General features: G+C 59.6%; 23 protein-coding genes and 1 tRNA gene. 18 read left to right on the top strand and 6 right to left on the bottom strand.

All coding sequences use genetic code 11. The features are described 5' to 3' along the window. Window positions 1–667, top strand: a 667-nt coding sequence (locus tag VFN25_RS05595) for an SDR family NAD(P)-dependent oxidoreductase (RefSeq protein ID WP_325139696.1), incomplete at its 5' end; no start/stop codon positions are given. A gap of 120 nt (window positions 668–787) precedes the next feature. Then, window positions 788–1,351, top strand: coding sequence for an elongation factor P-like protein YeiP (gene yeiP, locus VFN25_RS05600; RefSeq protein ID WP_325139698.1), 564 nt, complete (start codon window positions 788–790; stop codon window positions 1,349–1,351). A gap of 245 nt (window positions 1,352–1,596) precedes the next feature. Here the strand turns inward: yeiP and VFN25_RS05605 are convergent, their stop codons facing one another. Beyond that, on the bottom strand, window positions 1,597–2,148 hold the full coding sequence (locus tag VFN25_RS05605) for an NUDIX hydrolase (protein ID WP_414648862.1): 552 nt from the start codon (window positions 2,146–2,148) through the stop codon (window positions 1,597–1,599). A 217-nt stretch (window positions 2,149–2,365) separates the two neighbouring features. On the opposite strand from VFN25_RS05605, the gene VFN25_RS05610 reads away from it, so the two are divergent. From VFN25_RS05610 to VFN25_RS05620, 3 genes are all read left to right on the top strand, one after another. Next, a complete protein-coding gene (locus tag VFN25_RS05610; protein WP_325139702.1) occupies window positions 2,366–3,835 on the top strand; it encodes an amino acid permease in 1,470 nt (489 codons plus the stop codon). Window positions 3,836–3,938: 103 nt separating this feature from the next. Beyond that, a complete protein-coding gene (locus VFN25_RS05615; protein WP_325139703.1) occupies window positions 3,939–5,375 on the top strand; it encodes an amino acid permease in 1,437 nt (478 codons plus the stop codon). A 276-nt stretch (window positions 5,376–5,651) separates the two neighbouring features. Beyond that, on the top strand, window positions 5,652–7,721 hold the full coding sequence (locus tag VFN25_RS05620) for a prolyl oligopeptidase family serine peptidase (protein ID WP_414648865.1): 2,070 nt from the start codon (window positions 5,652–5,654) through the stop codon (window positions 7,719–7,721). A 127-nt stretch (window positions 7,722–7,848) separates the two neighbouring features. Here the strand turns inward: VFN25_RS05620 and rmuC are convergent, their stop codons facing one another. Both rmuC and VFN25_RS05630 read right to left on the bottom strand, forming a co-directional pair. After that, a complete protein-coding gene (gene rmuC / locus VFN25_RS05625) occupies window positions 7,849–9,375 on the bottom strand; it encodes a DNA recombination protein RmuC (protein WP_325139705.1) in 1,527 nt (508 codons plus the stop codon). A 175-nt stretch (window positions 9,376–9,550) separates the two neighbouring features. Then, complete coding sequence (locus VFN25_RS05630; RefSeq protein WP_325139707.1) at window positions 9,551–11,671, bottom strand: PAS domain S-box protein; 2,121 nt, start codon at window positions 11,669–11,671, stop codon at window positions 9,551–9,553. 289 nt (window positions 11,672–11,960) lie between these two features. Between VFN25_RS05630 and ccmA the strand changes: the two genes are divergently transcribed. From ccmA to VFN25_RS05695, 13 genes are all read left to right on the top strand, one after another. Next, window positions 11,961–12,608, top strand: coding sequence for a heme ABC exporter ATP-binding protein CcmA (gene ccmA / locus VFN25_RS05635; protein ID WP_325139709.1), 648 nt, complete (start codon window positions 11,961–11,963; stop codon window positions 12,606–12,608). Beyond that, window positions 12,605–13,288: a heme exporter protein CcmB gene (gene ccmB / locus VFN25_RS05640; RefSeq protein WP_325139710.1), complete on the top strand. Its 684-nt coding sequence runs from the start codon at window positions 12,605–12,607 to the stop codon at window positions 13,286–13,288. Before ccmA ends, ccmB begins: the two co-directional genes overlap by 4 nt. Then, window positions 13,285–14,049 carry a heme ABC transporter permease CcmC gene (ccmC, locus tag VFN25_RS05645; protein ID WP_325139736.1) on the top strand — a complete coding sequence of 255 codons (765 nt, stop codon included), beginning with the start codon at window positions 13,285–13,287 and terminating at the stop codon, window positions 14,047–14,049. The genes ccmB and ccmC overlap by 4 nt, the downstream gene beginning before the upstream one ends. Continuing rightward, window positions 14,042–14,218 carry a heme exporter protein CcmD gene (ccmD, locus tag VFN25_RS05650; RefSeq protein ID WP_325139712.1) on the top strand — a complete coding sequence of 59 codons (177 nt, stop codon included), beginning with the start codon at window positions 14,042–14,044 and terminating at the stop codon, window positions 14,216–14,218. The genes ccmC and ccmD overlap by 8 nt, the downstream gene beginning before the upstream one ends. After that, window positions 14,215–14,676 carry a cytochrome c maturation protein CcmE gene (gene ccmE, locus VFN25_RS05655; protein WP_325139714.1) on the top strand — a complete coding sequence of 154 codons (462 nt, stop codon included), beginning with the start codon at window positions 14,215–14,217 and terminating at the stop codon, window positions 14,674–14,676. The genes ccmD and ccmE overlap by 4 nt, the downstream gene beginning before the upstream one ends. A gap of 68 nt (window positions 14,677–14,744) precedes the next feature. After that, window positions 14,745–16,730: a heme lyase CcmF/NrfE family subunit gene (locus VFN25_RS05660; protein ID WP_325139716.1), complete on the top strand. Its 1,986-nt coding sequence runs from the start codon at window positions 14,745–14,747 to the stop codon at window positions 16,728–16,730. After that, window positions 16,727–17,272 (top strand): DsbE family thiol:disulfide interchange protein, encoded by a 546-nt coding sequence (locus VFN25_RS05665; protein WP_325139718.1) that lies wholly within the window; start codon window positions 16,727–16,729, stop codon window positions 17,270–17,272. The genes VFN25_RS05660 and VFN25_RS05665 overlap by 4 nt, the downstream gene beginning before the upstream one ends. After that, window positions 17,269–17,724 carry a cytochrome c-type biogenesis protein gene (locus VFN25_RS05670; protein ID WP_325139720.1) on the top strand — a complete coding sequence of 152 codons (456 nt, stop codon included), beginning with the start codon at window positions 17,269–17,271 and terminating at the stop codon, window positions 17,722–17,724. Before VFN25_RS05665 ends, VFN25_RS05670 begins: the two co-directional genes overlap by 4 nt. Beyond that, entirely contained in the window at window positions 17,724–18,950 is a 1,227-nt protein-coding gene (gene ccmI, locus VFN25_RS05675; RefSeq protein ID WP_325139721.1) for a c-type cytochrome biogenesis protein CcmI, read from the top strand. Before VFN25_RS05670 ends, ccmI begins: the two co-directional genes overlap by 1 nt. Before the next feature lie 43 nt (window positions 18,951–18,993). After that, a complete protein-coding gene (gene metX / locus VFN25_RS05680; protein WP_325139723.1) occupies window positions 18,994–20,106 on the top strand; it encodes a homoserine O-acetyltransferase MetX in 1,113 nt (370 codons plus the stop codon). 58 nt (window positions 20,107–20,164) lie between these two features. Further along, window positions 20,165–20,743: a cysteine dioxygenase family protein gene (locus VFN25_RS05685; RefSeq protein ID WP_325139726.1), complete on the top strand. Its 579-nt coding sequence runs from the start codon at window positions 20,165–20,167 to the stop codon at window positions 20,741–20,743. Between the two features lie 50 nt (window positions 20,744–20,793). After that, window positions 20,794–20,880: transfer RNA gene (locus tag VFN25_RS05690), tRNA-Leu, on the top strand. Window positions 20,881–21,021: 141 nt separating this feature from the next. Beyond that, a complete protein-coding gene (locus tag VFN25_RS05695; RefSeq protein ID WP_325139728.1) occupies window positions 21,022–21,726 on the top strand; it encodes a PP2C family protein-serine/threonine phosphatase in 705 nt (234 codons plus the stop codon). Window positions 21,727–22,008: 282 nt separating this feature from the next. Here the strand turns inward: VFN25_RS05695 and VFN25_RS05700 are convergent, their stop codons facing one another. The 3 genes from VFN25_RS05700 to rnhA form a co-directional block, all read right to left on the bottom strand. After that, window positions 22,009–23,160: a cytochrome c family protein gene (locus tag VFN25_RS05700; protein WP_325139730.1), complete on the bottom strand. Its 1,152-nt coding sequence runs from the start codon at window positions 23,158–23,160 to the stop codon at window positions 22,009–22,011. Between the two features lie 360 nt (window positions 23,161–23,520). After that, window positions 23,521–24,219 (bottom strand): DNA polymerase III subunit epsilon, encoded by a 699-nt coding sequence (dnaQ, locus tag VFN25_RS05705; protein WP_325139733.1) that lies wholly within the window; start codon window positions 24,217–24,219, stop codon window positions 23,521–23,523. After that, on the bottom strand, window positions 24,219–24,615 hold a 397-nt coding region (gene rnhA, locus VFN25_RS05710; RefSeq protein WP_325139734.1), incomplete at its 5' end, for a ribonuclease HI. The genes rnhA and dnaQ, both read right to left, overlap by 1 nt.

Raw genomic sequence — 24,615 nt, forward strand, 5'->3', positions numbered from 1 at the left:
CGATGTCAACGATGAAAAAGGCGCTGCAGCCGTGGCGGCGTTGGGCAAGCAAAAAGCGACTTTCCTGCGCACCGATGTCACCGATGAAGACGGAGTCCGCGGCAACGTCGCAGCAGCACGCGATTTCCTTGGCGGCCTCAATGTCGCGGTCAATTGTGCCGGCATCCTCGGCGCCGGACGCATGCTCGGACGCGAGGGCGCCATGCCACTGAAGAATTTCGCCGGCACCGTCATGGTCAATCTGGTTGGCTCGTTCAATGTCGCCAAGGCGGCTGCCGAGCTGATGCAGAACAACGATCCCGGTGAAGACGGCGAACGCGGCGTCATCATCAACACCGCATCTGTCGCCGCCTTCGAAGGTCAGATCGGCCAGGCAGCCTATTCGGCATCCAAGGGTGGCGTGGTCGGCATGACCCTGCCGATGGCCCGCGAACTGGCCCGTTTCGGTATTCGTGTCATGACCATCGCACCGGGCATCTTCTGGACACCCATGGTCGACGGCATGCCTGACAGCGTGCAGGAATCCCTCAGCGCCTCGATCCCGTTTCCCTCGCGTCTCGGTACCTCGAAAGAATTCGCCGATCTGGTCGCCCACATCCTCGGCAATCGCTACCTCAACGGCGAAACGATTCGTCTGGATGGCGCGGTGCGGTTGGCTCCCAAATAGCGGGAGTGGGGAGTCGGGAGTGGGGAGTGGGAAAAGCCCGCTTCGCCTCCCGCTTACCCGTTTGCCGCCATTTGCTCTCTCACTCCCTACTCCCCATTTCCCACTCCCGGCTCTCGAACAATGAAAGCATCCGAAGTAAAGCGTGGCAACGTTGTCGAACACGACGGCAAGGTCTATCAGGTTCGTGATATCGAGCGCAGTTCAGCGCAGGGTCGCAGCGGCAATGTGACCTTTCGATTCATCATGTACAGCGTGCCAGGCGGCGTCAAAGCCGATCTCTCCTTGCGCTCCGATGACGAGATCAAGGAAACCGAAGTCACCCGTCGACCGGTCAGCTACTCCTACAAGGATGGCGAGGCATTCGTCTTCATGGACAACGAGGACTATACCCAGTACACGCTTGATGCCGATGTCGTCGGCGATGCGGCCGGCTATATCGTGGAAGGAATCGAAGGCTGCTTCATGCAGATCATCGACGACGCACCCGTCGCCGTGCAGTTGCCGGCCTCGGTCATCCTCGAAGTGATCGAAACCGCACCCGAAATGAAAGGTGCGACGGCGACCAAGCGCTCCAAGCCGGCGAAACTTTCCACTGGCATCGAAATCCAGGTTCCCGAATACGTGCGCACCGGAGAAAAGATTCACGTCAGCACGGTGACCGGGGAATTTGGCGGAAGGGCTTGAGAAAGGCGGGAGTGGGAAGTGGGAAAAACCAGTTTTCGCGTATCCGGCTCTATTGCGTTTCGCAAGAGCGCCGTCAGGCGCGAGGCATTTCGAGCGAAAAGCAGGAGCCTCGTTCGTAAACGAGCTCCTACAAATTGCGCGCGAGTCGCTTTTCCTACTCCCTACTCCCTACTCCCTACTCCCTACTCCCTACTCCCTACTCCCTACTCCCTACTCCCTACTCCCTACTCCCTACTCCCTACTCCCTACTCCCCACTCCCGACTCCCCATTCCCCGCGTTGGCGCTCCAGCCAACGCAAAGCCATCCGCCGCAGCGACTCATCCGCATTGGAGTCGGTGGCGATTTCGGCAATATTGCGCCACGCCAATGCGTGTGATTCTTCGCTGACGACAAAGGCTTCGCTGGCGCCGCAGCGAACGACGAAACGTACGTCGTAATGCCAGTGCCCGGGAACCTCGCCGCGCTCGGGAATCCAGTGCCGGTCAAGATCGAAGATTTCAAATTCGACTTCGAGGTCCGGTAATCCTGATTCTTCCCCGGCTTCGCGCAAGGCCACGCGGGCGAGATCGGAATCGCCATCTGCATGGCCGCCGAGTTGCAACCATCGATCGAGCTTGCGGTGATGGGTCAGCAGGACACGCTGCCCATCGTTGCTGACAAGCCACGCGGATCCGGTGAAGTGCCCTTCAAGATTGCTGCGCAAAAAACAGTCGGGCATTTCAAGAAAAGCAGCAAACAAGCCGGACAAGGTTCCATCCGCTGTTCTCGAAGCATATCGCTGAAACATTTTACGCATCGTCAGTTGCGGCTCCCGGAAAGCATTCAGATTACCTGCTCCGGCGGACAAATCCCGAATCACGCTGCACTGCACAAAATTTTGTCAGGCAAAGCGGGCGGTTTTGCGCTTGTGCTCCGGTTCGTCGTTTGGCATCGTACGGGGTCGCTGCCGTTGGTAGCAGGCGAACAAGAACACGGCCACCAAGCCGTTCCGTCACAGATTCGGGGAGAACACGATGTCCGCAGGCTTATTTGTCACCAAACCGGTTGCACCAGCGCCGCACGTCGATGCCGGTGAGCCGGTTGAAGGCTCGCTGGGAGGTGAAGTTACCCTCGAGCGGACGCTGACCGCGACTCAATTGGTGATGCTGGGTATCGGCGCCGTGATCGGCGCAGGCATCTTCGTCCTGACCGGACATGCCGCCGCTGCACATGCCGGCCCTGCGATTGTCCTGAGTTTCGTCTTCGCCGGCATCGCCTGTGCATTCGCCGGCTTGTGCTACGCCGAATTCGCCGCCCTGCTGCCGGTTTCGGGTAGTGCGTATTCCTATTCCTACGCCACCCTTGGCGAAGTCGTCGCCTGGTTCATTGGCTGGAACCTTGTTCTCGAATACCTGTTTGCCGCCTCCACCGTGGCCGTAGGCTGGTCGAGTTACTTCAACAGCTTCCTGGCAACCTTCGGCATGGCCCTGCCCGACTCGCTGTCGACCGCACCGCTCAACGTCGTCGATGGCTCCCTGGTCTATACCGGCGGCCTGTTCAACCTTCCGGCCGTGGCCATTGTCGCTGCGGTCGCCACGATCGGCTATTTCGGCATCAAGCAATCAGCCTTTGCCAATACGATCATCGTCACCATCAAGGTCGTGGTGATCCTGATGTTTGTCGCCTTCAGCCTGCAGTATGTCGATCCGGCCAACTGGCATCCGTTCATCCCGGAAAACCAGGGGCCTGGCAAATACGGCTTCGACGGCATCGTGCGTGGTGCGGCAGTAGTCTTTTTCGCCTACATCGGATTCGATGCAGTCTCTACGGCGGCCGGTGAAGCAAAGAATCCGCAACGCGACATGCCGATCGGCATTCTCGGGTCGCTGGCGATCTGTACGGTCGTCTACATCATTGTTTCGGCGGTACTGACCGGCATGATGCCGTACGGAATGCTTGGCACGCCGAAGCCGGTGGCGACCGCTCTCGAAGCCTATCCGGCGCTGTCCTGGCTCAAGGTTATCGTCGATCTCGGCGCGATTGCCGGCTTGAGCTCGGTAATCCTGGTCATGCTCATGGGCCAGCCACGCATCTTCTTTTCGATGGCACAGGATGGCCTGATTCCGAAGATGTTCGCCAAGGTGCATCGGAAACATCACACACCGCATGTCGGAACCATCGTTGTCGGCGTGATCGCCGCCCTGCTCGCCGGATTCCTGCCGATCAGCTTCCTCGGCGATCTGGTCTCGATGGGCACCCTGCTCGCCTTCGCCACGGTCTCGGCTGGCGTGCTGGTCTTGCGCTATACGCAGCCCAACCTCAATCGACCATTCCGCGTGCCGGCCGCGATCATTATTTGTCCTCTCGGCGTGATTACCTGTCTGTATCTGTTCTGGCAGCCGTTCGCCGAAAACTGGCACGTCATGGGCGGCTGGACTTTGATCGGATTCCTGATTTACGGCGTTTACGGCTATCGCCACAGCAAGCTGCGCAAAGCGGGCTGATTCACTTTCCAGGGCCGACGCCTTCGCGTCAGCCCTGTCATTTCACGTCGGGCACCAGCTCGCGCCCATCCCTCGCAACGACGGGATGCACAGGAAACCCACGATGGCCAACCAACTCTTCGCGACCAAGCATCCGCATGCGGCACACACCGACGCGGAAGGCCTGAGCCTGGTCCGCAGCCTCGGCCCCTGGGGTCTGACCGCACTCGGTATCGGTGCCGTCATCGGCGGCGGCATCTTTGTCATTACCGGTGTCGCGGCGGCCGAGCATGCCGGTCCGGCGATCGTCCTGTCGTTCATTTTCGCCGCAATCTGCTGCACGTTCTGCGCGCTTTGTTATGCCGAGTTCGCCGCCATGGTGCCGGTTTCCGGCAGCGCCTATTCCTACACCTACGCCACCCTCGGCGAACTCGCCGCGTGGTTCATCGGCTGGATGCTCGTGCTCGAATATGGCGTCTCCGCATCCGCGGTCGCGGTCAGTTGGACAGGCTATTTCCTCAGTTTTCTGAGTCACTTCGATATCCAGATCCCGGCAGCGCTGGCCAGTGCGCCGTTGGATGGCCAGCTCAATCCGACAGGTGCGATCGCCAATGTTCCTGCAGCGGTTCTCGTGCTGCTGCTGACCTGGTTGTGCTACGTCGGCATCCGCAAATCCTCCGGTGCCAACATGGCCATGGTCGTACTCAAGGTGGCCCTGATCGTTCTCGTCATTGTCGCCGGAAGTTTCTACGTCGATACCTCGAACTGGCACCCGTTCATCCCCGAAAACGTCGCTCCTGGCAAATACGGCTGGGAAGGCGTGCTGCGTGGCGCCTCGATGGTGTTTTTCGCCTATATCGGTTTCGAGGCGGTCTCGGTCGCCGCCCAGGAATCTCACAACCCCAAACGCGACCTGCCAATTGGCATGCTCTCCTCACTGGCCATCTGCACCGTGCTTTACATCGGCATGGCTCTGGTCATGACCGGCTTGACTCCTTACAACCTGCTCGGCACCAATGAGCCTGTTGTTACTGCGGTGGCAAGTCACCCTGAATTGGCATGGCTGCGCTGGATGGTCGAGATTGGCGCGATGCTCGGCCTTGCTTCGGTCGTGCTGGTGATGGTCATCGCCCAGCCGCGCATTTTCATGATCATGGGTCGTGACGGTTTGCTGCCGCCGGTTTTCACGAAAATCCACCCAAAATATCGTACCCCGCACGTCAACACGGTAATCACCGGCATCGGCATCGCCACCCTCGCTGCCGTATTTCCGCTCGACGTACTCGGCGACCTGACCTCGATGGGCACCCTGATCGCGTTCGCCGCCGTCTGTGCGGGCGTGCTGATCCTGCGCCTCACTCAGCCCGATCTGCCGCGTTCGTTCCGCATACCGTTTGCACCGGTAATCAGTCTGGCCGGTGTTGCCAGTTGCCTGATCCTGTTGTCGACGATGTCCGTGCACAACTGGATGCTGATGGTCGGCTGGACCCTTTTCGGATTCGCGATCTACTTCCTCTACGGTTTCCGTCACAGCAAGCTGGCGCGCGAATCACGCCAATGATGGATTTGGCCGGGACTTGAGCGCCCGCCACAAGTGAGTTTGCCGACGTTGGTTCAAGCAACGACGAAGATGGCATGATCGATCATGCCTGTCGCAGAACTCGCTCGAGCCGAGCAAACGCCGCTGCACGCCCGCGCCAGCATCAGCAACAGAGGCCGCGGGCCTTCTTCCTCCTTGTTACCCGGAAAGCCAATGCGCAAATCAATCCTGCTCCCCATGCTGCTGCTGACCGCTCTGGTCAGTATCGATGCATCCGCCGAGAAAAACCCTGCCGCCATGCCGAATGATGCAAACGCCTCCGCAGCCGATGCGGCCACCGATCCTTATCTGTGGCTGGAGGATGTGACCGCCGATCGTTCCCTCGACTGGGTGCGCAAGCAGAACGCGCAAAGCACCAGGAAGCTGGCTGAAAGTACGGAGTTCAAGCGCCTGCGCGACGACATCAAGGCCATCCTCGATTCCGACGACAAGATCGCCATGGTCAACAAGATCGGCGATCGCTATTACAATTTCTGGCAGGATGCCGAGCACCCGCGCGGCATCTGGCGGCGCACCACGCTGGAGGAGTACCGCAAGGATTCACCGAAGTGGGAAACCGTTCTCGATGTCGACGCCTTGAACAAGGCGGAAGGCGAAAACTGGGTGTGGCATGGCGCCGACTGCCTGAAACCGGCCAACGAACGCTGCCTGATCGCGCTCTCACGCGGCGGCTCTGACGCCGATGTCACACGCGAGTTCGATCTCCGCAAGAAAGCCTGGATCAAGGACGGATTCTTTCGTCCGGAAGCGAAAGGCGAGTTGAGCTGGATCGATCAGGATCATGTCTATGTCGCGACTGATTTCGGCAAGGACACGATGACCGAATCGGGTTATGCCCGACAGGTTCGCCGCTGGACACGTGGCACACCGATGAACGATGCGAAGTTGATCTTCGAGGTCGCCGCCGAGGATCTCGGCGTCGGTGCCAGCCATGATTTCACGCCGGGTTTTTCGCGTGATTTCGTTGTCCGCATCCCGGCGTTCTTCCGCAGCGAACTGTTCCTGCTCGACGACAACGGAAAGCGTCACAAGGTCGAGGTACCGGAATCCGCACAGCCTTCGGTACATCGCGAATGGCTGCTGGTCGAATTGCGCGAAGCATGGAAAACCGGCGGCAAGACTTGGCCGGCGGGTAGTCTGATCGTTGCCCGTTTCAATGACTTCATGGCCGGCAAGCGAGAGTTCCGCGCCCTGTTCACGCCCACCGACACGACAGCGCTTGCCGGCTTTGAATGGACGCGAAACCACCTTGTTCTGAACGTGCTCGACGACGTGAAGAACCGTCTCTACGTGTTGAATCCGGGCGAGGGCGAGTGGAAACGCGAAGCCATGCCGGGCGCGCCGGAAATCGGCACGGTCAGCATCAGTGCGGTCGATGACGAGACTTCCGATGAGGTTTTCATGATCGTCAGCGGCTATCTGACCCCGGCTACGCTCTATTACGGCAACCTGACCGGTGAAAAGAACGCGCTCAAGCACATGCCGGCGTTCTTCGACGCCAGCGGCCTCGAAGTCAGCCAGCATTTCGCCACCAGCAAGGATGGCACGCGGGTGCCGTATTTCATGGTTGCCAAGAAGGATCTCAAACTGGATGGCAGCAACCCGACCCTGCAATACGGCTACGGCGGATTCGAGATCTCGCTGACCCCGGGCTATAGCGCCACGGTCGGTCGTGGCTGGCTCAGCCAGGGCGGAGTCTACGTGGTCGCCAACATCCGCGGTGGCGGCGAATACGGCCCGCGCTGGCACCAGGCCGCTCTGAAGGAAAAGCGTCTGCGCGCCTACGAGGATTTCGCTGCTGTCTCCGAGGATCTGATCAAGCGCAAGGTCACCAGCCCTGCCCATCTCGGCATCCAGGGTGGCAGCAACGGTGGTCTGTTGATGGGCAACATGACGGCGATGTATCCAGAATTGTACGGAGCGGTGGTCTGCCAGGTTCCGCTACTCGACATGCGCCGCTACAACAAGCTTCTGGCGGGCGCTTCATGGATGGCCGAGTACGGCAATCCGGATACCGATGACTGGAAGTTCATTCAGTCCTTCTCGCCGTACCAGAACGTCAAGAAGGATGTCGACTATCCGCCGGTACTGTTCACCACCTCGACCCGTGACGACCGCGTGCATCCCGGCCATGCGCGAAAGATGATGGCAAAGATGAGCGAACAGGGTCATGACGTGCTCTATTACGAAAATATCGAAGGCGGCCACGGCGGCGCAGCCGACAACGGTCAACGCGCGATGATGACGGCATTGGCCTTCGAGTTCCTCAAGCAGAAGCTGACCACCAAAACGCATTCAAACGACTGACCGTCAGCCTGGCGTCGGTGGCGCGTGTCACACGCGCTGTCCGACGCAGGGAGTCGGACTTCAGTTTCGTGCGTAGTGGCGTCCTGGCTGCAATGTCTGCGACGAGGCGTAATTCAACGCTCGCAATCTATTGCTTGTGATCGGAATCAGTGGACTGCCCGTCGGCGGCGTCAGCCTGATCTTCACTATCGTCGGACCCTGCAGATTCAATGTATCGCGATGGCAACATCTTCTTCGCCGGTGCACCCATTTCAGCCAGGCTTTTCACCTGCAGGATCACACTGCCCTTGCCGCCTTCGGTGAGGCGACGCACGACGCTGGCATGCGCGCCCTGGGCCTTGTCCAGTTGTGCGCCGAGCACATCGAGCTCATTGACCAGGGTGACGAAATTGTCGTGCAGGTTGGCTGCGCGGCGGGCAATTTCGATGGCATTGTTGTTGCGGCTTTCGATCCGCCACAAATAGGCGACCGTGCGCAGTGTTGCCAACAAGGTGCTTGGACTGACCAGTGAAATCTTGCGTTGCAACGCGTAGTCATAGAGCCCGGCGTCGGCACGCACGGCTTCGATGAAGGCGGCTTCGACGGGCACAAACATCAACACGAAATCGAGCGTGCGCATGCCGGGGATGTCGCTGTAGTTCTTGCCGGCCAATCCATCGATGTGTCGGCGCAGCGAGATCAGGTGATCGCGCAATGCAGCCTGGCGCTCGACTTCGTCGTCGACAGCGACCGAACGCTCCCAGGCGACCAGCGAGACCTTGGCATCGATGATCACATCCTTGCTTTCAGGCAAGTGCACGATCACATCGGGGCGCTGGCGGGTGCCGTCGGCACCCTGGAAACTTTCCTGGGTGTCGTACTCGCGACCCGCTTGCAGACCGGACGCTTCAAGCACGCGTTCAAGCACCATTTCACCCCAGGCACCTTGTGCGCGACTGTCACCCTTGAGTGCGCGGGTCAGGTTGATCGCATCCTGGCTGATCTGCTGGTTGAGATCCTTGAGCGTCCGAATCTCCTGCGCGAGCATGCCGCGCTCACGTTGCTCAACGGCGTGAGTCTGGGTGACGGTTTCGCGAAATTCCTTGAGCTGGACCTTGAGCGGTTCCAGCAACCCGCCCAGATGTTCGGCATTCTGTTCCTTGAAGCGTTCGGTCTTGGCATCGAGAATCTGGTTGGCAAGATTCTGGAACGACTCGCGCAGACGCTGTTCGGCTTGATCGAGTAGTGCCAGTTTTTCTCGAGCGGATTCAGCCTGCTCGTGTGCGCTGGCCTTCAGTGAGGCGTGCATGGCGCTCAAATCCAGCAGGTGCTTTGCGGTTGCGTCATGACGAACTTGCAATACCGACAACTGACGCGTCAGATGATCCACCTCGGCGCGACGCTCCGCCGCCTGTCCACCCACCTCACCCAGTCGCATTTGCAACGCGGCTCTTTCATCGATTGCCCGTTCAAGCTGGGCGCGAAACTCGACCGATTGCCGCTCGAAATTATCGCGCTGCTCGCGCATTGCACTGAATTCTGGTTCTCGCCGAAGTACCGCTTCGGCACTGGCCTTGCGCGCCCAGCGCTTACCCAGCCAGGCAAATACCAGTGCACCGACAAGCAAACCTGCGACCAACGCGACAAGCATCATCGAATGGAGTTCTTCGGGCACGTGCTACTCGCTTCTGGGTTTCAATCGCACAATCATCGCAAGCCTGCGTCGCATCCGGCGAGAATGCAAAACGGCGCGATGGAAACGATCACACCGCGAGAGTCTTCCGGACAGGCATCGCCCATCGACCGCCAGGATGCATTCGCAGGGCTGCGGAGGCGTGACATTTTTCCGCTCAAGAACGATTGCTCGCCCGGGTTGCATACAGGCGTTTGTCCGCCTGTGCCACCGCCTCATCAAGGCTGATGCCGTCCTTGCGAACCGCATGACCGATGGAAAATGCATTCGGTGCGGCATCGTGGTCGGCAGCGATTTTCTCGGCGATCTGCTGCGTGAGAGCCCCATCTGCGTCACGCAGCAAAACCAGAAATTCATCGCCGCCCATGCGCACCACGATGTCTCCGGCGCGCGCGTGCTTGAAGAGGAATTTCCCCATTTCTATCAGCACCTCGTCACCGCGCTGATGGCCGAGGGTGTCGTTGACCTGCTTGAAGCGATCCAGGTCAATACCAATGCACCCCCAGCGATCACCTTTCTTCATCTGCAGCTCAAGCTCGTGCAGATAACGCCGATTGAAGCAGCCCGTGAGTGGGTCGCGAATCGTCAGCTCGCGCAATTGTCGCTCCAGTTGTTTGTGCTTCGTTATGTCCTGAGCGTGTCCAATGATGTAGGGCTCATCATCTTCGTTGTCCAGCACGTTGTGGAACTGCCAGGTGTGCAAGGTCTTGTCGCGAGCGAGCAATTGCACGGTGCCCGATACGCTTCCTGCTTCGCGGATCTGTCGCAGGTAGCCCTCGAACTGTTCATGCTGATTGCTGGGGATCATCTCCGTGAGTCTGCGCCCCATCGCTTCCTGTACGCTGTAACCGAGCTCACGCGCCGCCGCCGGATTGAAGGAAAGCACCGTGCCATCCAGATCATGCGTGCAGATCAAACCGAGACTGTATTGAAACAACTTGCGGAATCGACGTTCACTGATTTCCATCGCTTGCACGGCTCGCTTGCGCAGGGTCGTTTCCTGAAACGCACCCATCAGCCAGCGCGGCTGGCCGTCGTCATACTCCACGCCACCGAGCGAGCGGACCCAGATCTGGCGACCCTTCGCGGTAACGAGCTGCAATTCCAGATCCCAGGGTGTGCCGTCAGCGATGGCCCTGGCAACCGCAGCCTCGATCGTTGGCCGTGATTCGGGCGTATAGAAATTGATCGCTTCCTCGAATGCGGGCTGATAGCCGAGCGGCACTTCATGGATTCGGCAGGTCTGGTCAGACCACGTGATTGCATTGGTATCCAGATCAACTTCCCAGCCACCGACACCGGCCAGACGTCCAACGCGCTCCAACGTGACCTCGTTCGCACGCAAGCGCATTTCGGCGACTTTGCGGTCGTTGATGTCGACATGCAGACCAGACAGGTTCAGTGGCTTGCCCGCGGAATCCCAACTGGTGACTTGCGCCAGGTAGCGCACCCAGATCCAGTGGCCCTCCTTGTGGCGCATGCGCAGGTCACAATCGAAACCGGGAGACTCGCCGCGGAGATGGCGTTTGAATCGTTCCGTAGCTCGCACCCAATCCTCAGGATGCGCATGATCGAGCCAGGTCTTCATCGAGAGTGGAACCAGCTCATCAACCTGGTAGCCGATAATTTCCGCCCAGCGATCATTGCAATCAGCCTTACCGCTGATCAGGTTGCACTCAAACGTGCCTGCCTGAGTCGCCTTGATGACGTTGGAGAGTCGGCGGTGCTCTGCAGCCATCTTGCGCTCGGCTTCTTGCTGCTTAGCGCTGGCGATTTCGACTAACACCGCTTGCTGGCGCATCTGCAGGATTTCCGCAGCGGCATGTGCCAGTTCGACCAGAATCTTCCGTTGCTGATCAGTGAGCTCACGGGCTTGCCTGTCAATCACGCACAAGGTTCCCATGCACAGGCCATCGCGCAGCGTGATCGGCGCGCCTGCATAGAAGCGAATCCCGGGCTTTCCGGTGACCAGAGGATTGTCAGCGAAACGTGGATCCCTGCTTGCGTCAGGAACTACCATGACATCGTCCACGAGGATCGCATGTGCACAGAACGCGAGATCGCGTGGCGTTTCACGGGCCTCTGCCAAACCCTGGTTCGATTTGAACCATTGGCGGTTTTCATCGACAAGGCTGATCAACGCGATCGGCGCGCCGGTTACCAGTCTCGCTGTCCGGGTCAGTGCATCGAAAGCCGGCTCGGCAGCCGTATCGTGAACGCCGAGCTCCTGCAATCGGGTCAGGCGCTGGACCTCATTGTCGGGCTTGCTTGGAATCATGCGAACGATGGTAACGCGTCGCACGGCTCGTCAAGGCAACCCGCCTTCAGTTCGCCACGCAGCACGACTGGCGACCCTTCTGAGCGCCATGTCAGTTGTGCCACTTGATCAGCGTTGCCTTGACCTCGACCAATCCATGCGTTTGGTCCCGGATCGCCAAATCCCACTTCTGCGGCCTCTCCCAACATCAAGCTGTCCTTCGAATGAGGCTTTTGTCGACTACAATTGCAGGCTGTACGGATTTCGACGACACGGATCCGTTTTTCGGAATCGAATTTTTTGGCTGCTGATGACTCCAGTTGATCCACACGACACCATTGCGTTGCTCGAAGCACGGGGATTGGCGTACGCGCGCAACGACGAGCCGGTATTCGGCCCGCTCGACTTCAGCCTGCATCGAGGCGAGGTGGTCCTGCTCGAGGGCGACAACGGTTCGGGCAAAACGACCTTGCTGAAAGTGCTATCAGGCCTGCTCGAAGCAAACAGCGGCCGGATTCTGCTCAATGGTGAAGATCTGACCCTGGCGCGGCTGTCACATCAGGTTGCCCTTCTCGGTCACCTGCCGGGGCTCAAACTGGATCTCACGCCTCTGGAAAATCTCGAATTCTCGATCGGTGTATTTGGCCTGCGTTCGGGTGCGGCGCCAGCCCCGGCGCTGTCCAGCGTCGGCCTCGAAGGCTATGAGGATGTGCCCGTGCGCAAGCTGTCGGCGGGTCAGAAGAAGCGCGTCGCACTGGCCCGCCTGCTCCTCGTTCCCGCCGCCTTGTGGCTGCTTGATGAGCCGTATGCGAACCTCGACCGCGAAGGTATCGATCTGGTCAACCGATTGCTAGATGCGCATGCGCGTCGGGGCGGTGCGGCCCTGGTCACCTCGCATGGTGCCTATGCGTTTACCTCGGGAACTCCAAGACGTCTGCCGCTGAGGCCAACAGCATGAGATTCGGCACCACAGGATCCGCCTGCGCAGCACTGATCCGCCGCGACCTGCTGCTGACCTGGCGGCGGCGCGGCGACGCGTTGAATCCGGTGCTTTTCGCCGTGATCGTGGTTGTGTTGTTTCCGCTGGCGCTCGGCCCCGAACCGAATCAGCTGGCGAATATCGCCGCAGGTATCGTCTTTGTCGCCGTATTGCTGGCCGGTTTGCTTGCCCTCGACACCTTGTTTCGAGGCGATCACGATGACGGCACGCTTGAGCAGATCGTGCTTTCGCCGCATCCGCTGTCCTTGCTGCTGGCGTCCAAGATCTTCGTGCACTGGCTGAGCACGGCTCTGCCCCTGATCGTGATTTCTCCCTTGCTCGGCGAGATGTTGCATCTGCCGCGCAGCGTGTTGCCGGTGCTGCTGATTGCGCTACTCCTTGCGACCCTGTTGCTGAGCTTGCTGGGTGCCGTTTGTGTGGCGCTGACAATCGGCATGCGGCGCTCTGGTATGCTTCTGGCCTTACTGGTTTTACCCTTGTACGTGCCGGTGCTGATCTTTGCCGCAGGCGCCTGCAATGCAGCACAGGCAGGCCTGCCGTTTTTCGCTCCACTGCTATGGCTAGGCGCGGCTTTGGTGATGGCGCTCGTGCTCGCACCGCTGGCCTGCGCTGCAGCATTGCGGATTTCGATTACCTGATGAACACGCTGACCCTCTGGTTCCACAAATTCGGCTCACCCCCCACTTTTCACTGGCTTACCGGGCGTTTGACCCCGTGGTTATTTGCCGCAGCCCTGATCATTGGCGCGGTCGGACTCTACGGCGGATTGGTGCTTGCTCCGGCGGACTACCAGCAAAGTGATGCTTATCGAATCATCTTTATCCATGTGCCCTGCGCGTGGATGAGTTTGTTCGCCTATTTCTTCATGGCGGCGAACGCTTTCATCGCTCTGGTCTGGCGCATCAAGATCTCGGAAATCCTGGCCATGGCCAGTGCGCCGGTCGGTGCATTTTTCACCGCGATCACCCTGGCCACCGGCTCGATCTGGGGCAAGCCGATGTGGGGCACCTGGTGGACCTGGGATGCGCGCCTGACTTCCGAGCTTGTTCTGCTGTTTCTGTATCTCGGCGTAATCGGTTTGTACAACGCCATCGAGGACAGACGCCAGGCCGCGCGCGCCGCTGCGTTTCTGGCCTTGATCGGCATCGTCAATGTGCCAATCGTGCATTTCTCGGTGAACTGGTGGAACACCCTGCACCAGGGCACGACAGTTCGCCTGATTGGCCCTTCGCGCATTGATTCAAGCATGCTCTGGCCACTGCTGCTGGTCGCACTGGCCACGCACATCTGGTTCTTCGCCAGCGTCTTCGCGCGTGCTCGCGTGAGTCTGGTCGAGCTGGAGGGCGGCAAGGAATGGGCGCGCAAAGTCGCTCTCGGCACGGGAGGTCAGCATGACTGACTTTCTTGCCATGGGCGGATACGGGGCCTATGTCTGGTCGTCGTACGCCATCTTCGTGATCGCGTTGCTGATCGATTTTCTCAGTCCGCGTCTGCGCTACCGGCGCGTCATTGCCGACCTGCGTGGACGACTCAAGCGCCAACAGTCGCGTCAGGAAAAATCCACATGACTCCAACCCGCAAACGTCGATTCATTCTGGTCGGCCTGATCCTTGCCGCCGTCACCGTCGCCACCACCCTGGCCGTGTTCGCGATGCAGGAGAACATGACCTACCTGTTCACGCCGAGCGAAATCATCGCCGGCAAGGCGCCAGCGGATGCGCGTTTTCGCATCGGCGGCATGGTCAAGGAACATTCCATCGAACGCGGTCAATCGCTGACGGTCGGTTTCACTGTCACCGATGGTGATGACGACATGCGCGTCGAGTACGAAGGCATCTTGCCCGACCTGTTTCGCGAGAAGCAGTCGGTGATCGCGACCGGCTCGATGAAGGACGGCAAGTTCATCGCCACCGAAGTATTGGCCAAACACGATGAAGAATACATTCCGCGTGATGTCGCCGACGCCATGAAAAACGCCCATCGCAAGCACGATGTACCAGAGGCGGCAGACGCACCGTCACCTTGAACAGGTTCGCGCCAAACCGTTGCGAACCATTGATAGATTGCATCCACCACTGACAAAAGGCCACTGACATGCTCCCGGAACTCGGCCAATTTGCCCTCATTCTCGCCCTGATGCTGAGTGTGGTGCAGTTCGTGCTGCCAATCCTCGGCGCGCACACCGGCAACCGCGCCCTGATGGGCGTGGCCCGCCCAGCCGCCGCTGGTCAGTTTGTGTTTGTGGCGTTCGCGTTCGGCGTGCTCACTTACGCCTTTCTGAGCCAGGATTTTTCGGTCGCCTACGTCGCGCAGAATTCAAACCTGCTGTTGCCGTGGTACTACCGTTTCTCGGCGGTCTGGGGCGCACATGAAGGTTCATTGCTGTTGTGGATTCTGATCCTCAATATCTGGACGATTGCAGTGGCCACCTTGAGTCGACGTCTGCCGGACGATTTCATGGCGCGCGTACTTGGTGTTCTCGGTTTCGTCAGCCTCGGTTTCCTGTTGTTCACCGTGCTCACCTCGAACCCGTTTACCCGTCACTTGCCCGCATTGGCCGATGGTAATGACCTCAATCCGGTGCTGCAGGATTTCGGCCTGATCGTGCATCCGCCGATGCTTTACATGGGTTATGTCGGATTTTCCGTGGCGTTCGCTTTTGCCATCGCGGCCCTGCTCGGCGGCAAGCTCGATCAGCAATGGGTGCGCTGGTCGCGACCCTGGACCAACGCCGCCTGGGGTGTACTCACCCTGGGTATCGCGCTCGGTAGCTGGTGGGCCTATTACGAACTCGGCTGGGGTGGCTGGTGGTTCTGGGATCCGGTCGAGAATGCCTCTTTCATGCCGTGGCTGGTCGGAACCGCGCTGATTCATTCCCAGGCGGTCACCGAGAAGCGCGGCAGCTTCCGCACCTGGACGCTGCTACTGGCAATCTTCGCTTTTTCCCTCTCGCTACTCGGAACTTTCCTGGTGCGCTCGGGTGTGCTGACCTCGGTGCATTCATTCGCCAGTGATCCCGAACGCGGCTTGTTCATTCTCATGTTCCTGACCATCACGGTTGGCGGCTCGCTGTTGATCTTCGCCCTGCGTGCGCCAAAGGTCGCCGGCGGTGAACCGTTCGCAGGCGCCTCACGCGAAACCATGCTGTTGATCAACAATCTGTTGTTCACTTCAGCCGCGGCCATGGTCTTTGTCGGAACCTTGTACCCGTTGTTCGCCGAAGCCTTCAATCTCGGCCGGATCTCGGTCGGCCCGCCGTATTTCGGGGTCATGTTCGTGCTGTTGATGACTCCGGTCGTCGTGCTGATTCCGTTCGGGCCACTGCTCAAGTGGCGACAAGGGAATGTCGGGGCAGCCATGCGCACATTGCGACCCGCCCTGATCCTGGCCGTGGTCGCAAGCCTCGCCGCCTGGTTGATTGCCGATGATCTGGCCTGGCGCGGTGTCGCCGGCATTGCCGCTTCGATCTGGGTCGGCCTCGGCATCCTCAGTTATACCTTGATGCGCTGGCGCAATGCGCCGGCCGGTCGTCGCTTCACGCCGGAGATGGTCGGCATGATGCTCGCCCATTTCGGCTTCGCGGTTTTCCTTTGCGGCGTCCTTGTCACCGAGGGCACCAGCATCGAGAAAGACGTCAAGCTTGGTCAAGGCGAAACCGCCACGCTCGGCGCCTACACATTCCGTTTCGATGGCGTCGAACATGTCGAAGGACCCAATTTCAAGGCTGACCAGGGCACCATCACGGTGACCAAGAACGATGCCGTGGTTGCCGTCATGCACCCGCAGAAGCGCCAGTACACAAAAACCGATCAGATCCAGACCGAGTCGGATATCAGTCCCGGTTTCACGCGTGATCTCTACGTTGCCCTTGGCGAGCCACTCGGTGACGACGGTGCGTGGTCGGTACGGGTCTATCTGAAACCATTTATCCGCTGGATCTGGCTCGGCGCGATCCTGATGATGCTCGGTGGTTTCGTCGCGGCGACCGATCGCCGCTTCCGGGTCATTTCGAAAGCAAGAACGGCCGACAAACCGCAGCCCGAAAAATCTGCAGCCGTCGGTGCCGAGGCGCACGCATGAACTCGCGCTACGTGCCGTTGATCGGTTTCGCTCTGGTTGCCGGCCTGCTCGGCTTCGGCATCCACTACATGCGCAACAATTCGATGAACGAAGTGCCTTCACCGCTGATCGGAAAACCCGCACCCGCATTTGATCTGCCGCTGCTTGATCAACCCGACAAGCGCCTGAGCAATGCCGATCTCAGCGGCAAGCCCTACCTGCTCAATGTGTTTGCCAGTTGGTGTTTTGCCTGTCGCGACGAGCATCCGGTGTTGATGGCCGAGGGCAAGGCTCTCGGCATACCGATCATCGGCTTCAACTACAAGGATGAACCCGATGACGCCAAGCGCTGGCTGAGCCAGTTTGGCGACCCGTATTCGGTGGTAATCGCCGACCGCGAGGGCCGCGTGGCGATCGATTTCGGTGTCTATGGGGCACCCGAGAGTTTCCTCGTCGATGGCAAGGGCATCATCCGCTACAAGCGCATCGGCGCGATCACCCCGGAAATTGTCGCCTTTGAACTGAAGCCGCGCCTCGCCGCCATGAAGGAAGAGGGCTCATGATTTCCTGCAAACGATTCCATGCCCTCGCTGCAATGGTAATTGCCGTCGCACTGTTGCTGCCGATCGTGGCCAGTGCCATCGATGTACTGCCGTTCAAGGATCATGCCGAAGAACAGCGTTTTCAGAACCTGACCCGTCAGTTGCGTTGCCTGGTTTGCCAGAACGAGAGCCTCGCCGACTCCAGCGCCGACCTGGCCAAGGATTTGCGTCTGGAAGTCTTCGAGCAGATGCAGCAGGGCAAGAACGATGACGAGATCAAGAAGTACCTGACCGCGCGCTACAGCGATTTCGTGCTTTACAACCCACCCCTGCGCGGCAGCACAGCGCTGCTCTGGTTCGCTCCACTGATTCTTTTGTTGATCGGCAGTTTTGTTGTCTACCGTATCGTCCGGCGCCGTGCCGCGGTGCCACGCAACCAGCCGCCTGCAGCCAGTTCCGAGGATGATTGGTAATGACCCTGTTCCTGATACTCGCAGCACTCATGCTGGGCATTGCCCTGGCCTTCCCGTTGCTGCCCTTGCTGCGTCAACGCTCGGTGGCGACTTCAGCCAACGACACGAAGCGCCTCAAGGCGCTCAATGACGCGCTGGCTGCTGGCGTTATCGACGATGACGAGTACAAGGCCAAGCTGGCCTCCCTGCCTTCGACATCAACATCGAGTTCGACCACAACTGCCCGCAGTCGCCTCGCCATCGTCGCTGCGCTCGCCATCGCCGTGGCGTTGCCACTCGGTGCCATCGTTCTCTATCAGTTCAATGGCGCGCCGGCAGCTCTCGATCCGTCGCGAATGGCTGCGAGTAGTCCAACCGGCATGCAGGAGCATGGAGTCGACATGGACCAGGCCGTTGCCGGACTGGTCGCCAAACTCAAGGAAAGTCCGGACAACCCGGATGGCTGGGCCTTGCTCGGTCGCGCCTATCAATCGATGGGCAAATTCGCCGAATCGCGCGATGCGCTCAAGCATGCCTACGATTTGAGACCCGACAATCACGACCTGACCGTCGAGTACGCGCAGGCACTGGCGCTGTCCAACGAGGGGCGGCGCATCAGTGGCGAATCTCGCCAGTTGCTCGAAGACGTGCTCAAGGCGGACCCGGGCCATCAGCGTGCGTTGTGGCTGGTCGGCATCAGTGATTATCAGGCTGGCGACTACAACGCCGCGATCACGGTGTGGAATCGACTGCTTCCCGAGCTACCGCCTGGCAGCGACATTGCCGAAAGTGTGCGTACCCAGATTGCCGATGCGCAGAAATTGGGTGGAACCGTTGCTGTGGCAAGCACTCCGCCACCAGCATCCGCTGCGCAAGAGACAACCCCGAGCGGTGACCAGGGCCCGACACTGACCGTCAATGTCAGCCTTGATGCCAAGCTCAAGGATCGCCTTGACTCCGGTGCCACGCTGTTCGTGTTCGCTCGCGCCGAAAGCGGCCCACCGATGCCTCTGGCCATTCACCGTGGTCCGGCCAGCGCTCTGCCGCTGACTGTCGTCCTCGACGATTCGATGGGCATGATGCCTTCGATGAAGCTGTCGATGTTTCCGAAAGTCGTAATCGGTGCGCGCATTTCCGACAGCGGCAATGCGATGGCGCAACCCGGTGATTTGCAGGCGCTCACTCAAGGAATTGATGTTTCACGCAAGGAACCGATCGACCTGGTCATCGACAGCGTCGTCCCATGACTGCAAAAGCGATTGACCAAAGCGCTCTGTGCGGGACGGTTTGATGCCAACATCCACGTCCGATGCGCGTCGCTATTTTGACCTCGACACGCCGTTCGCGATGAAGCGCGGCGGTGAACTGCACAACGCCAGACTGGCGTATGAAACCTGGGGAACCCTGTCGGCGGACAAGGCCAACGCGGTTCTGATCCTGACGGGACTTTCACCCAGCGCGCACGCCGCCTCGAATGCCGATGACCCCAGCCCCGGCTGGTGGGAGGAAATGCTCGGCCCCGGCAAACCAATCGATACCGATCGCTGGTTCGTCATCTGCGTCAACACGCTGGGCAGTTGCAAGGGGTCGACCGGACCGGCTTCGATCAATCCACGCAGTGGCGAAAAATACCGCGTTGATTTCCCCGCATTGAGTCTCGAAGATGGCGCCAACGCGGCTCATGAACTGGTCGCGGGCCTTGGCATCGATCGCCTCGCCTGCCTGATCGGCAACTCGATGGGCGGCATGACCGCCTTGGCTTATCTTTTGCTGCATCCTGATTGCGTGCGCTCGCACATCAGCATTTCCACCGCTGCGCAGGCGCAGCCATTCGCCATCGCAATTCGCTCGCTGCAGCGCGAGGCGATCCGTCTCGATCCGAACTGGAACGCTGGCAACTACGACGACGAACACTATCCCGACGCCGGCATGAGTATCGCGCGCAAACTCGGCGTGATCACCTATCGCTCGGCCATGGAATGGGTTGGCCGGTTCGCCAGAATCCGTCTCGATTCCGAACAGCGCGATGACGAGCCGTTCGCCGCCGAATTCCAGATCGAATCCTATCTCGATGCCCACGCGCGTCGTTTCGTCCGCAGTTTCGATCCCAACGCCTATCTGTTTCTTTCCCGCGCCAGTGACTGGTTCGACATTGCCGAATACGGCAACGGCAAGGCCGCTGCCGCACTTGCAGGCATACGCCTGGAACACGCGCTCGTGATCGGGGTCAGTACCGACATTCTCTTCCCGTTATCGCAACAGGAAGAGATCGCGGAGGGGCTGGGCCGAGGTGGCGCCGAAGTTCGCTTTGTCGCTCTCGACAGCCCGCAGGGACACGATGCTTTTCTGGTCGACATCGAGGGCTTCGGCGGTGCCATCGCACCGTTTCTGGGCGCACTGTAGAATCAACGGTTCCATCGAGGCTATCCGCCGCCCATTCGAACCCGGAGTCCCTGAAACCATGCTTGCACTTGATTTTCCCGGTTCTCGCAAACTGGTTGACGCGCTCGACGAAGCGGTCCGCAACGACTGCACGACGACGATAACCGACGCTCTGCGCAACACCCTCAGTCGTCTCATGCAGGATCGTGATGTGATTTTGCCCGATTGCGTCCATGAAGCGGCCAGTGACCACTACGCACGACGCGAGATCTACAACAGCGAGCAATTCGGCTACAACGTGATCGCCATGACCTGGGGTCCCGGCCAGGGCACCGCAATCCATGATCACTGCGGAATGTGGTGTGTCGAGGGCGTATGGCACGGTCAGATCGAAGTGACGCCTTACGAGCTGGTAGAACGCAACGAGGGGCTTTATCGATTCGAGTCGCGCGGAACGATGCTTGCCGGCCAGGGTTCGGCAGGCTCGCTGATCCCGCCGCACGAGTACCACACGATCCGCAATCCCAGTGATCATGCTGTCGCCGTGTCGCTGCACATCTATCGTGGCGTGATGAGCTCCTGCTCGGTATTTCGCCAAGTCAGGGAAAACTGGTACGACCGCGATCAACGCCAACTCTCGCTTGACCGAATATATTGAACCCGGACTTGAAATCGCCCCCATGTTCTAGCGTATACTCCGCGCCCCGCGCCGAAGTGGCGGAACTGGTAGACGCGCCGGACTCAAAATCCGGTTCTGGCGACAGAGTGCGAGTTCGATTCTCGCCTTCGGCACCAATTCGATCGATTCTCCCCGCAAGCTTGCGTCGAACCGTACCGGCGCGGCATCATGCTGTATCGCCAGGGGGGAGATGCCTTGCACAAGTCCGCACCGGCGATTCCCTTCGGGTCTCACTCAAATAGGCTTGTCGACAGCGCATGATCGAATTCGGCCACTGCTCACATGTCGGCTTGCGCCGCGAGCACAACGAAGATACCTACTACGCTGATGCCGATTTGGGTGTCTGGCTCGTCGCTGACGGCATGGGTGGACACGAACACGGTGAGGTCGCCAGCGCGATTGCCCGCGACACCCTGATCAGTGAAATCAAGAAAGGCACGAGCCTGGCCCATGCCGTGCAACTCGCCGACGAGGAAATCATCCGCCATTCCAATCGCCGCAGCGAAGCCTTGCCGATGGGTACGACCATCGCTGCAATGCGCATGGCCGAAGACAACGAATACGAGATCGCCTGGGTCGGCGACAGTCGCGTCTATCTCTTCGATGGCGCACTCACGCAGATTTCCCAGGATCACTCCTATGTGCAGGAGCTGATTGACCAGGGCGCCATCACCAGCGAACAGGCACGCAACCACCCGCATCGCAATGTCGTCACCCAGGCGCTTGGAGTCACCGATCCGCAATCACTGCGCGTTGAAGTCCTGCGCGGTGAATTCAGCCCCGGCATGCAGATCCTGCTGTGCAGTGATGGACTCACCGAAGAAGTCAGTGACGCCGAAATCGCAGCCCTGATGAGCCGCAACGAGCTCTCGGCCCAGGAATGCGTCGATCAACTGATCGTCGCCGCACTTGATGGTGGCGGCTCGGACAATGTGACGGTGATTCTCGTTCGCAATCGTTGATGCTGCTTTCCGAGTTTTCTCGACACCGCACTCAATTTCCGGGCACTCGGCCTGGCGATCCTGATTCTCTCAGCCATGTGCCCAACAGGTTGTTGAAATTCTACTCAAACGGCACGATCCGGCAGCAAAACGGGCCTCAAAATGCTCATTTACCGCATGTAAACTGCGCTTTTCAGCCCGTTTCGCTTTGTCTCGCACTCGCCTGAGCGAATTTCAACAGCCTGCTAAGCCCAACCGGATTCGCCGCAAAAAAAAGCGCCGTCATTGACGGCGCTTTTGGGTTCAGGGTGCGGCTGCGCGCAGGGCAGCCAGTGCGGCTCGGAATTTCTGCCGTGACCAGGAATCCTCGTTCTTGATCGTGGCGTAAAGTGTATCGAGGCGGCTGCGCAGTTGTGCGGCCTTTTCGCTATCCACCTTGCCGTCGTTTTCGAATGCAACTACAACCGATTGAGCGGCCATCGCAACCTGCTCGGCGGCGGCGTAGTCTCGATATTCACCACGATCAGCATCGGCTTCAATGCTGGAGAGAATGGTGTCGAGACTATCCGGGCCATAGTCGAATGCCGCAACGGTTGGCAGCAGGCCGTCGATGGTGGCATGCAGGCGGCGAGCAGCGGCGAATGTTGCGTCCCGGCTTTGCGTGGTCGCGCGATGCAGGCCACGGGTCTGTTCGAGAATGCGTGCGGCAGCAGCCTTGTCGATGGGTGCCAGTACGTGGCGGAACATGAGGATATTCGAATCGTTCAGGCGCACCACACCCGGCCCGAGCCCGGTGCCCTGGCGCGGCCCCCAGGTCCGATCTGACATGCTCTGGTGACAGGCATGACAATCAAACAGGACCAGTTCGGGGAAGATTCCATTCCATCCCGCACTCTTGTTGGTCAGGACTTCAAGCAGATTCTCGGCGGCGACACCTTGACCGACCGCCCAGTCACGAACGCCATTCCACTCGCCCTTGCGCTTGGTCCAGGCCTCGCCAATCTTGTAGTGCGGATTCAGCCAGGTGAAGGTATCAAGTTCGAACGACAAGCGCGGATGGCCAGCACCCATGATGCGGTGGGTGATCATGCGATCAGCGGTACCCATGTGGCAGGAAAGGCACAGGCGCGCGCGTGCGATCGGCTGGTCAGTCGGGTACATGCCGTTCTTGAGGTTGTCATTGTGGCTGACGCTGCTGTCGGCATGGGAATTGAGCCACAGCTCTGATCCACCATGACAGGATTCGCAACCCACGCCATCGGAAATCTGGAAACGGTCACCTCGCATTTCCGGAGCAATCGCGTCGGCGTGGCAGTCAAGGCATTCCCTGGCCGTACTCGGATCACCAATTCCCAGTTTGCGCGCAATGTTCCTGGAACGATCGTTATTCAAGGTCTGCCAGGCTTTGGCATGCGGATCGAATTCCTGCCAGATCGCAAATTCGTTCTGCTGCACGTTGGAATCACGAAAAGGCTGTGATGCTCCATGACAAACACTGTTGCTACAGCTGGCTACGCCAAGATGCTTGTGCGCATTGATTGCGTCCACGGCTGACGTCGCCGCCACGGCCATAAAGGGCATCGTCGCCAGGATCATGACGATCAATGCAAATCCAAATCGCTTCATCTGTTTCTCCCCGTGCCAATCCAGTCGGACTCACGTTCGAGCGGTGTCCCCGTGCCGATTATGCACTACAACCGAGGGTGAACTCACCCTGTAGCCTCCCCGGCGCCGTTCGATTACTCTGCAATTCGCAACAATCTTCCCTGCGCGCTTGAATTCCCGCCGCAATCAGCAGTCCCTGGCAGCGAATCTTCAAGTCCGGTTCCAGATTGCACGACCGGCCGAAGCGGCATCAATGGAAGCCATTTTTCGAGAATGCAACTCGGCCTCTGCTGCGCTGGCGCGCAAAATTCGCAATCCAGCACCGGATACCGGCTGAACTGTAGTATTCGCGCCCCCTGACTCAGCCTCCAGGGCCAGGCCCAGGTCGCCCTGCCCGGCGGTCATGGCCAGATAGACATCCGCCAGCAGATGCGCATCCACCAGAGCACCATGCAATTCACGATGCCGGTTGTCGACACCGAGCCGCCGGCACAAGGCGTTGAGGTTGTTCTGCTGTCCCGGGAATTTCTCGCGGGCCAGCGCCAGCGTGTCAAGAATCCGTGCATGATCAGCCAATCCGCCGAGTGACGGATCAACCAGGGCAAGCTCCGCATCGAGGAAGCCGACGTCAAAACTCGCGTTGTGGGCGATGATTTCCGCTTCACCAACAAACGCAATGAACTCAACCACGATATCGGCGAAGCGCGGCTTGTCGAGAAGGAACGCATCATCGATTCCGTGCACCGCGCGTGCGCCTTCATCAACGGCGCGATCAGGATTCAGGTAGCGGTGCCAGGTGCGCCCACTTGGACGTCGCTCGAGCAATTCGACGCAGCCGATCTCGATGACGCGGTGACCTTTCTTGACCTCAAGCCCGGTCGTTTCGGTGTCCAGCACGATTTGTCTCATCAGGTCTCCGCCGTGTTGTCTCGCATGGCTTCCGCCGCGCTTCGAGCGAGCAAATCGACGCGCTCGTTTTCGACATGGCCTGCATGCCCCTTGACCCAATGCCAGTCTGTCTGATGGTTTGCCAGCGCTTTGTTGAGGCGTTCCCACAGATCACGATTCTTGACCGGATCACCAGCAGCCGTTCGCCAGTTCTTTGCGATCCATCGCGGCATCCACTCCTGGACGCCCTTCATGACGTATTGCGAGTCTGTGGTAACACTGACCTGACAAGCCTTGCGCAAGGCCTCCAAGCCGCAGATCACAGCCAGCAGTTCCATGCGGTTGTTGGTGGTATGAGCCTCGGCACCGTGCAACTCGCGCTCGTGTTTACCACTGCGCAGCAGCGCCGCCCAACCG

It is taken from the genome of Dokdonella sp., assembly GCF_035703485.1.
GTDB lineage: Bacteria > Pseudomonadota > Gammaproteobacteria > Xanthomonadales > Rhodanobacteraceae > Dokdonella.

Bases quoted from the DNA above. Each gene is read 5' to 3' on its own strand.
- VFN25_RS05610 (WP_325139702.1), top strand. From the start codon at position 2,366: ATGTCCGCAGGCTTATTTGTCACCAAACCGGTTGCACCAGCGCCGCAC.
- dnaQ (WP_325139733.1), bottom strand. From the start codon at position 24,219: ATGAGACAAATCGTGCTGGACACCGAAACGACCGGGCTTGAGGTCAAG.
- VFN25_RS05665 (WP_325139718.1), top strand. From the start codon at position 16,727: ATGAACTCGCGCTACGTGCCGTTGATCGGTTTCGCTCTGGTTGCCGGC.
- VFN25_RS05605 (WP_414648862.1), bottom strand. From the start codon at position 2,148: ATGCGTAAAATGTTTCAGCGATATGCTTCGAGAACAGCGGATGGAACC.
- VFN25_RS05695 (WP_325139728.1), top strand. From the start codon at position 21,022: ATGATCGAATTCGGCCACTGCTCACATGTCGGCTTGCGCCGCGAGCAC.
- VFN25_RS05615 (WP_325139703.1), top strand. From the start codon at position 3,939: ATGGCCAACCAACTCTTCGCGACCAAGCATCCGCATGCGGCACACACC.
- ccmA (WP_325139709.1), top strand. From the start codon at position 11,961: ATGACTCCAGTTGATCCACACGACACCATTGCGTTGCTCGAAGCACGG.
- VFN25_RS05620 (WP_414648865.1), top strand. From the start codon at position 5,652: ATGCCGAATGATGCAAACGCCTCCGCAGCCGATGCGGCCACCGATCCT.
- ccmD (WP_325139712.1), top strand. From the start codon at position 14,042: ATGACTGACTTTCTTGCCATGGGCGGATACGGGGCCTATGTCTGGTCG.
- yeiP (WP_325139698.1), top strand. From the start codon at position 788: ATGAAAGCATCCGAAGTAAAGCGTGGCAACGTTGTCGAACACGACGGC.
- metX (WP_325139723.1), top strand. From the start codon at position 18,994: ATGCCAACATCCACGTCCGATGCGCGTCGCTATTTTGACCTCGACACG.
- ccmI (WP_325139721.1), top strand. From the start codon at position 17,724: ATGACCCTGTTCCTGATACTCGCAGCACTCATGCTGGGCATTGCCCTG.
- VFN25_RS05685 (WP_325139726.1), top strand. From the start codon at position 20,165: ATGCTTGCACTTGATTTTCCCGGTTCTCGCAAACTGGTTGACGCGCTC.
- VFN25_RS05630 (WP_325139707.1), bottom strand. From the start codon at position 11,671: ATGATTCCAAGCAAGCCCGACAATGAGGTCCAGCGCCTGACCCGATTG.
- VFN25_RS05670 (WP_325139720.1), top strand. From the start codon at position 17,269: ATGATTTCCTGCAAACGATTCCATGCCCTCGCTGCAATGGTAATTGCC.
- ccmB (WP_325139710.1), top strand. From the start codon at position 12,605: ATGAGATTCGGCACCACAGGATCCGCCTGCGCAGCACTGATCCGCCGC.
- ccmE (WP_325139714.1), top strand. From the start codon at position 14,215: ATGACTCCAACCCGCAAACGTCGATTCATTCTGGTCGGCCTGATCCTT.
- VFN25_RS05660 (WP_325139716.1), top strand. From the start codon at position 14,745: ATGCTCCCGGAACTCGGCCAATTTGCCCTCATTCTCGCCCTGATGCTG.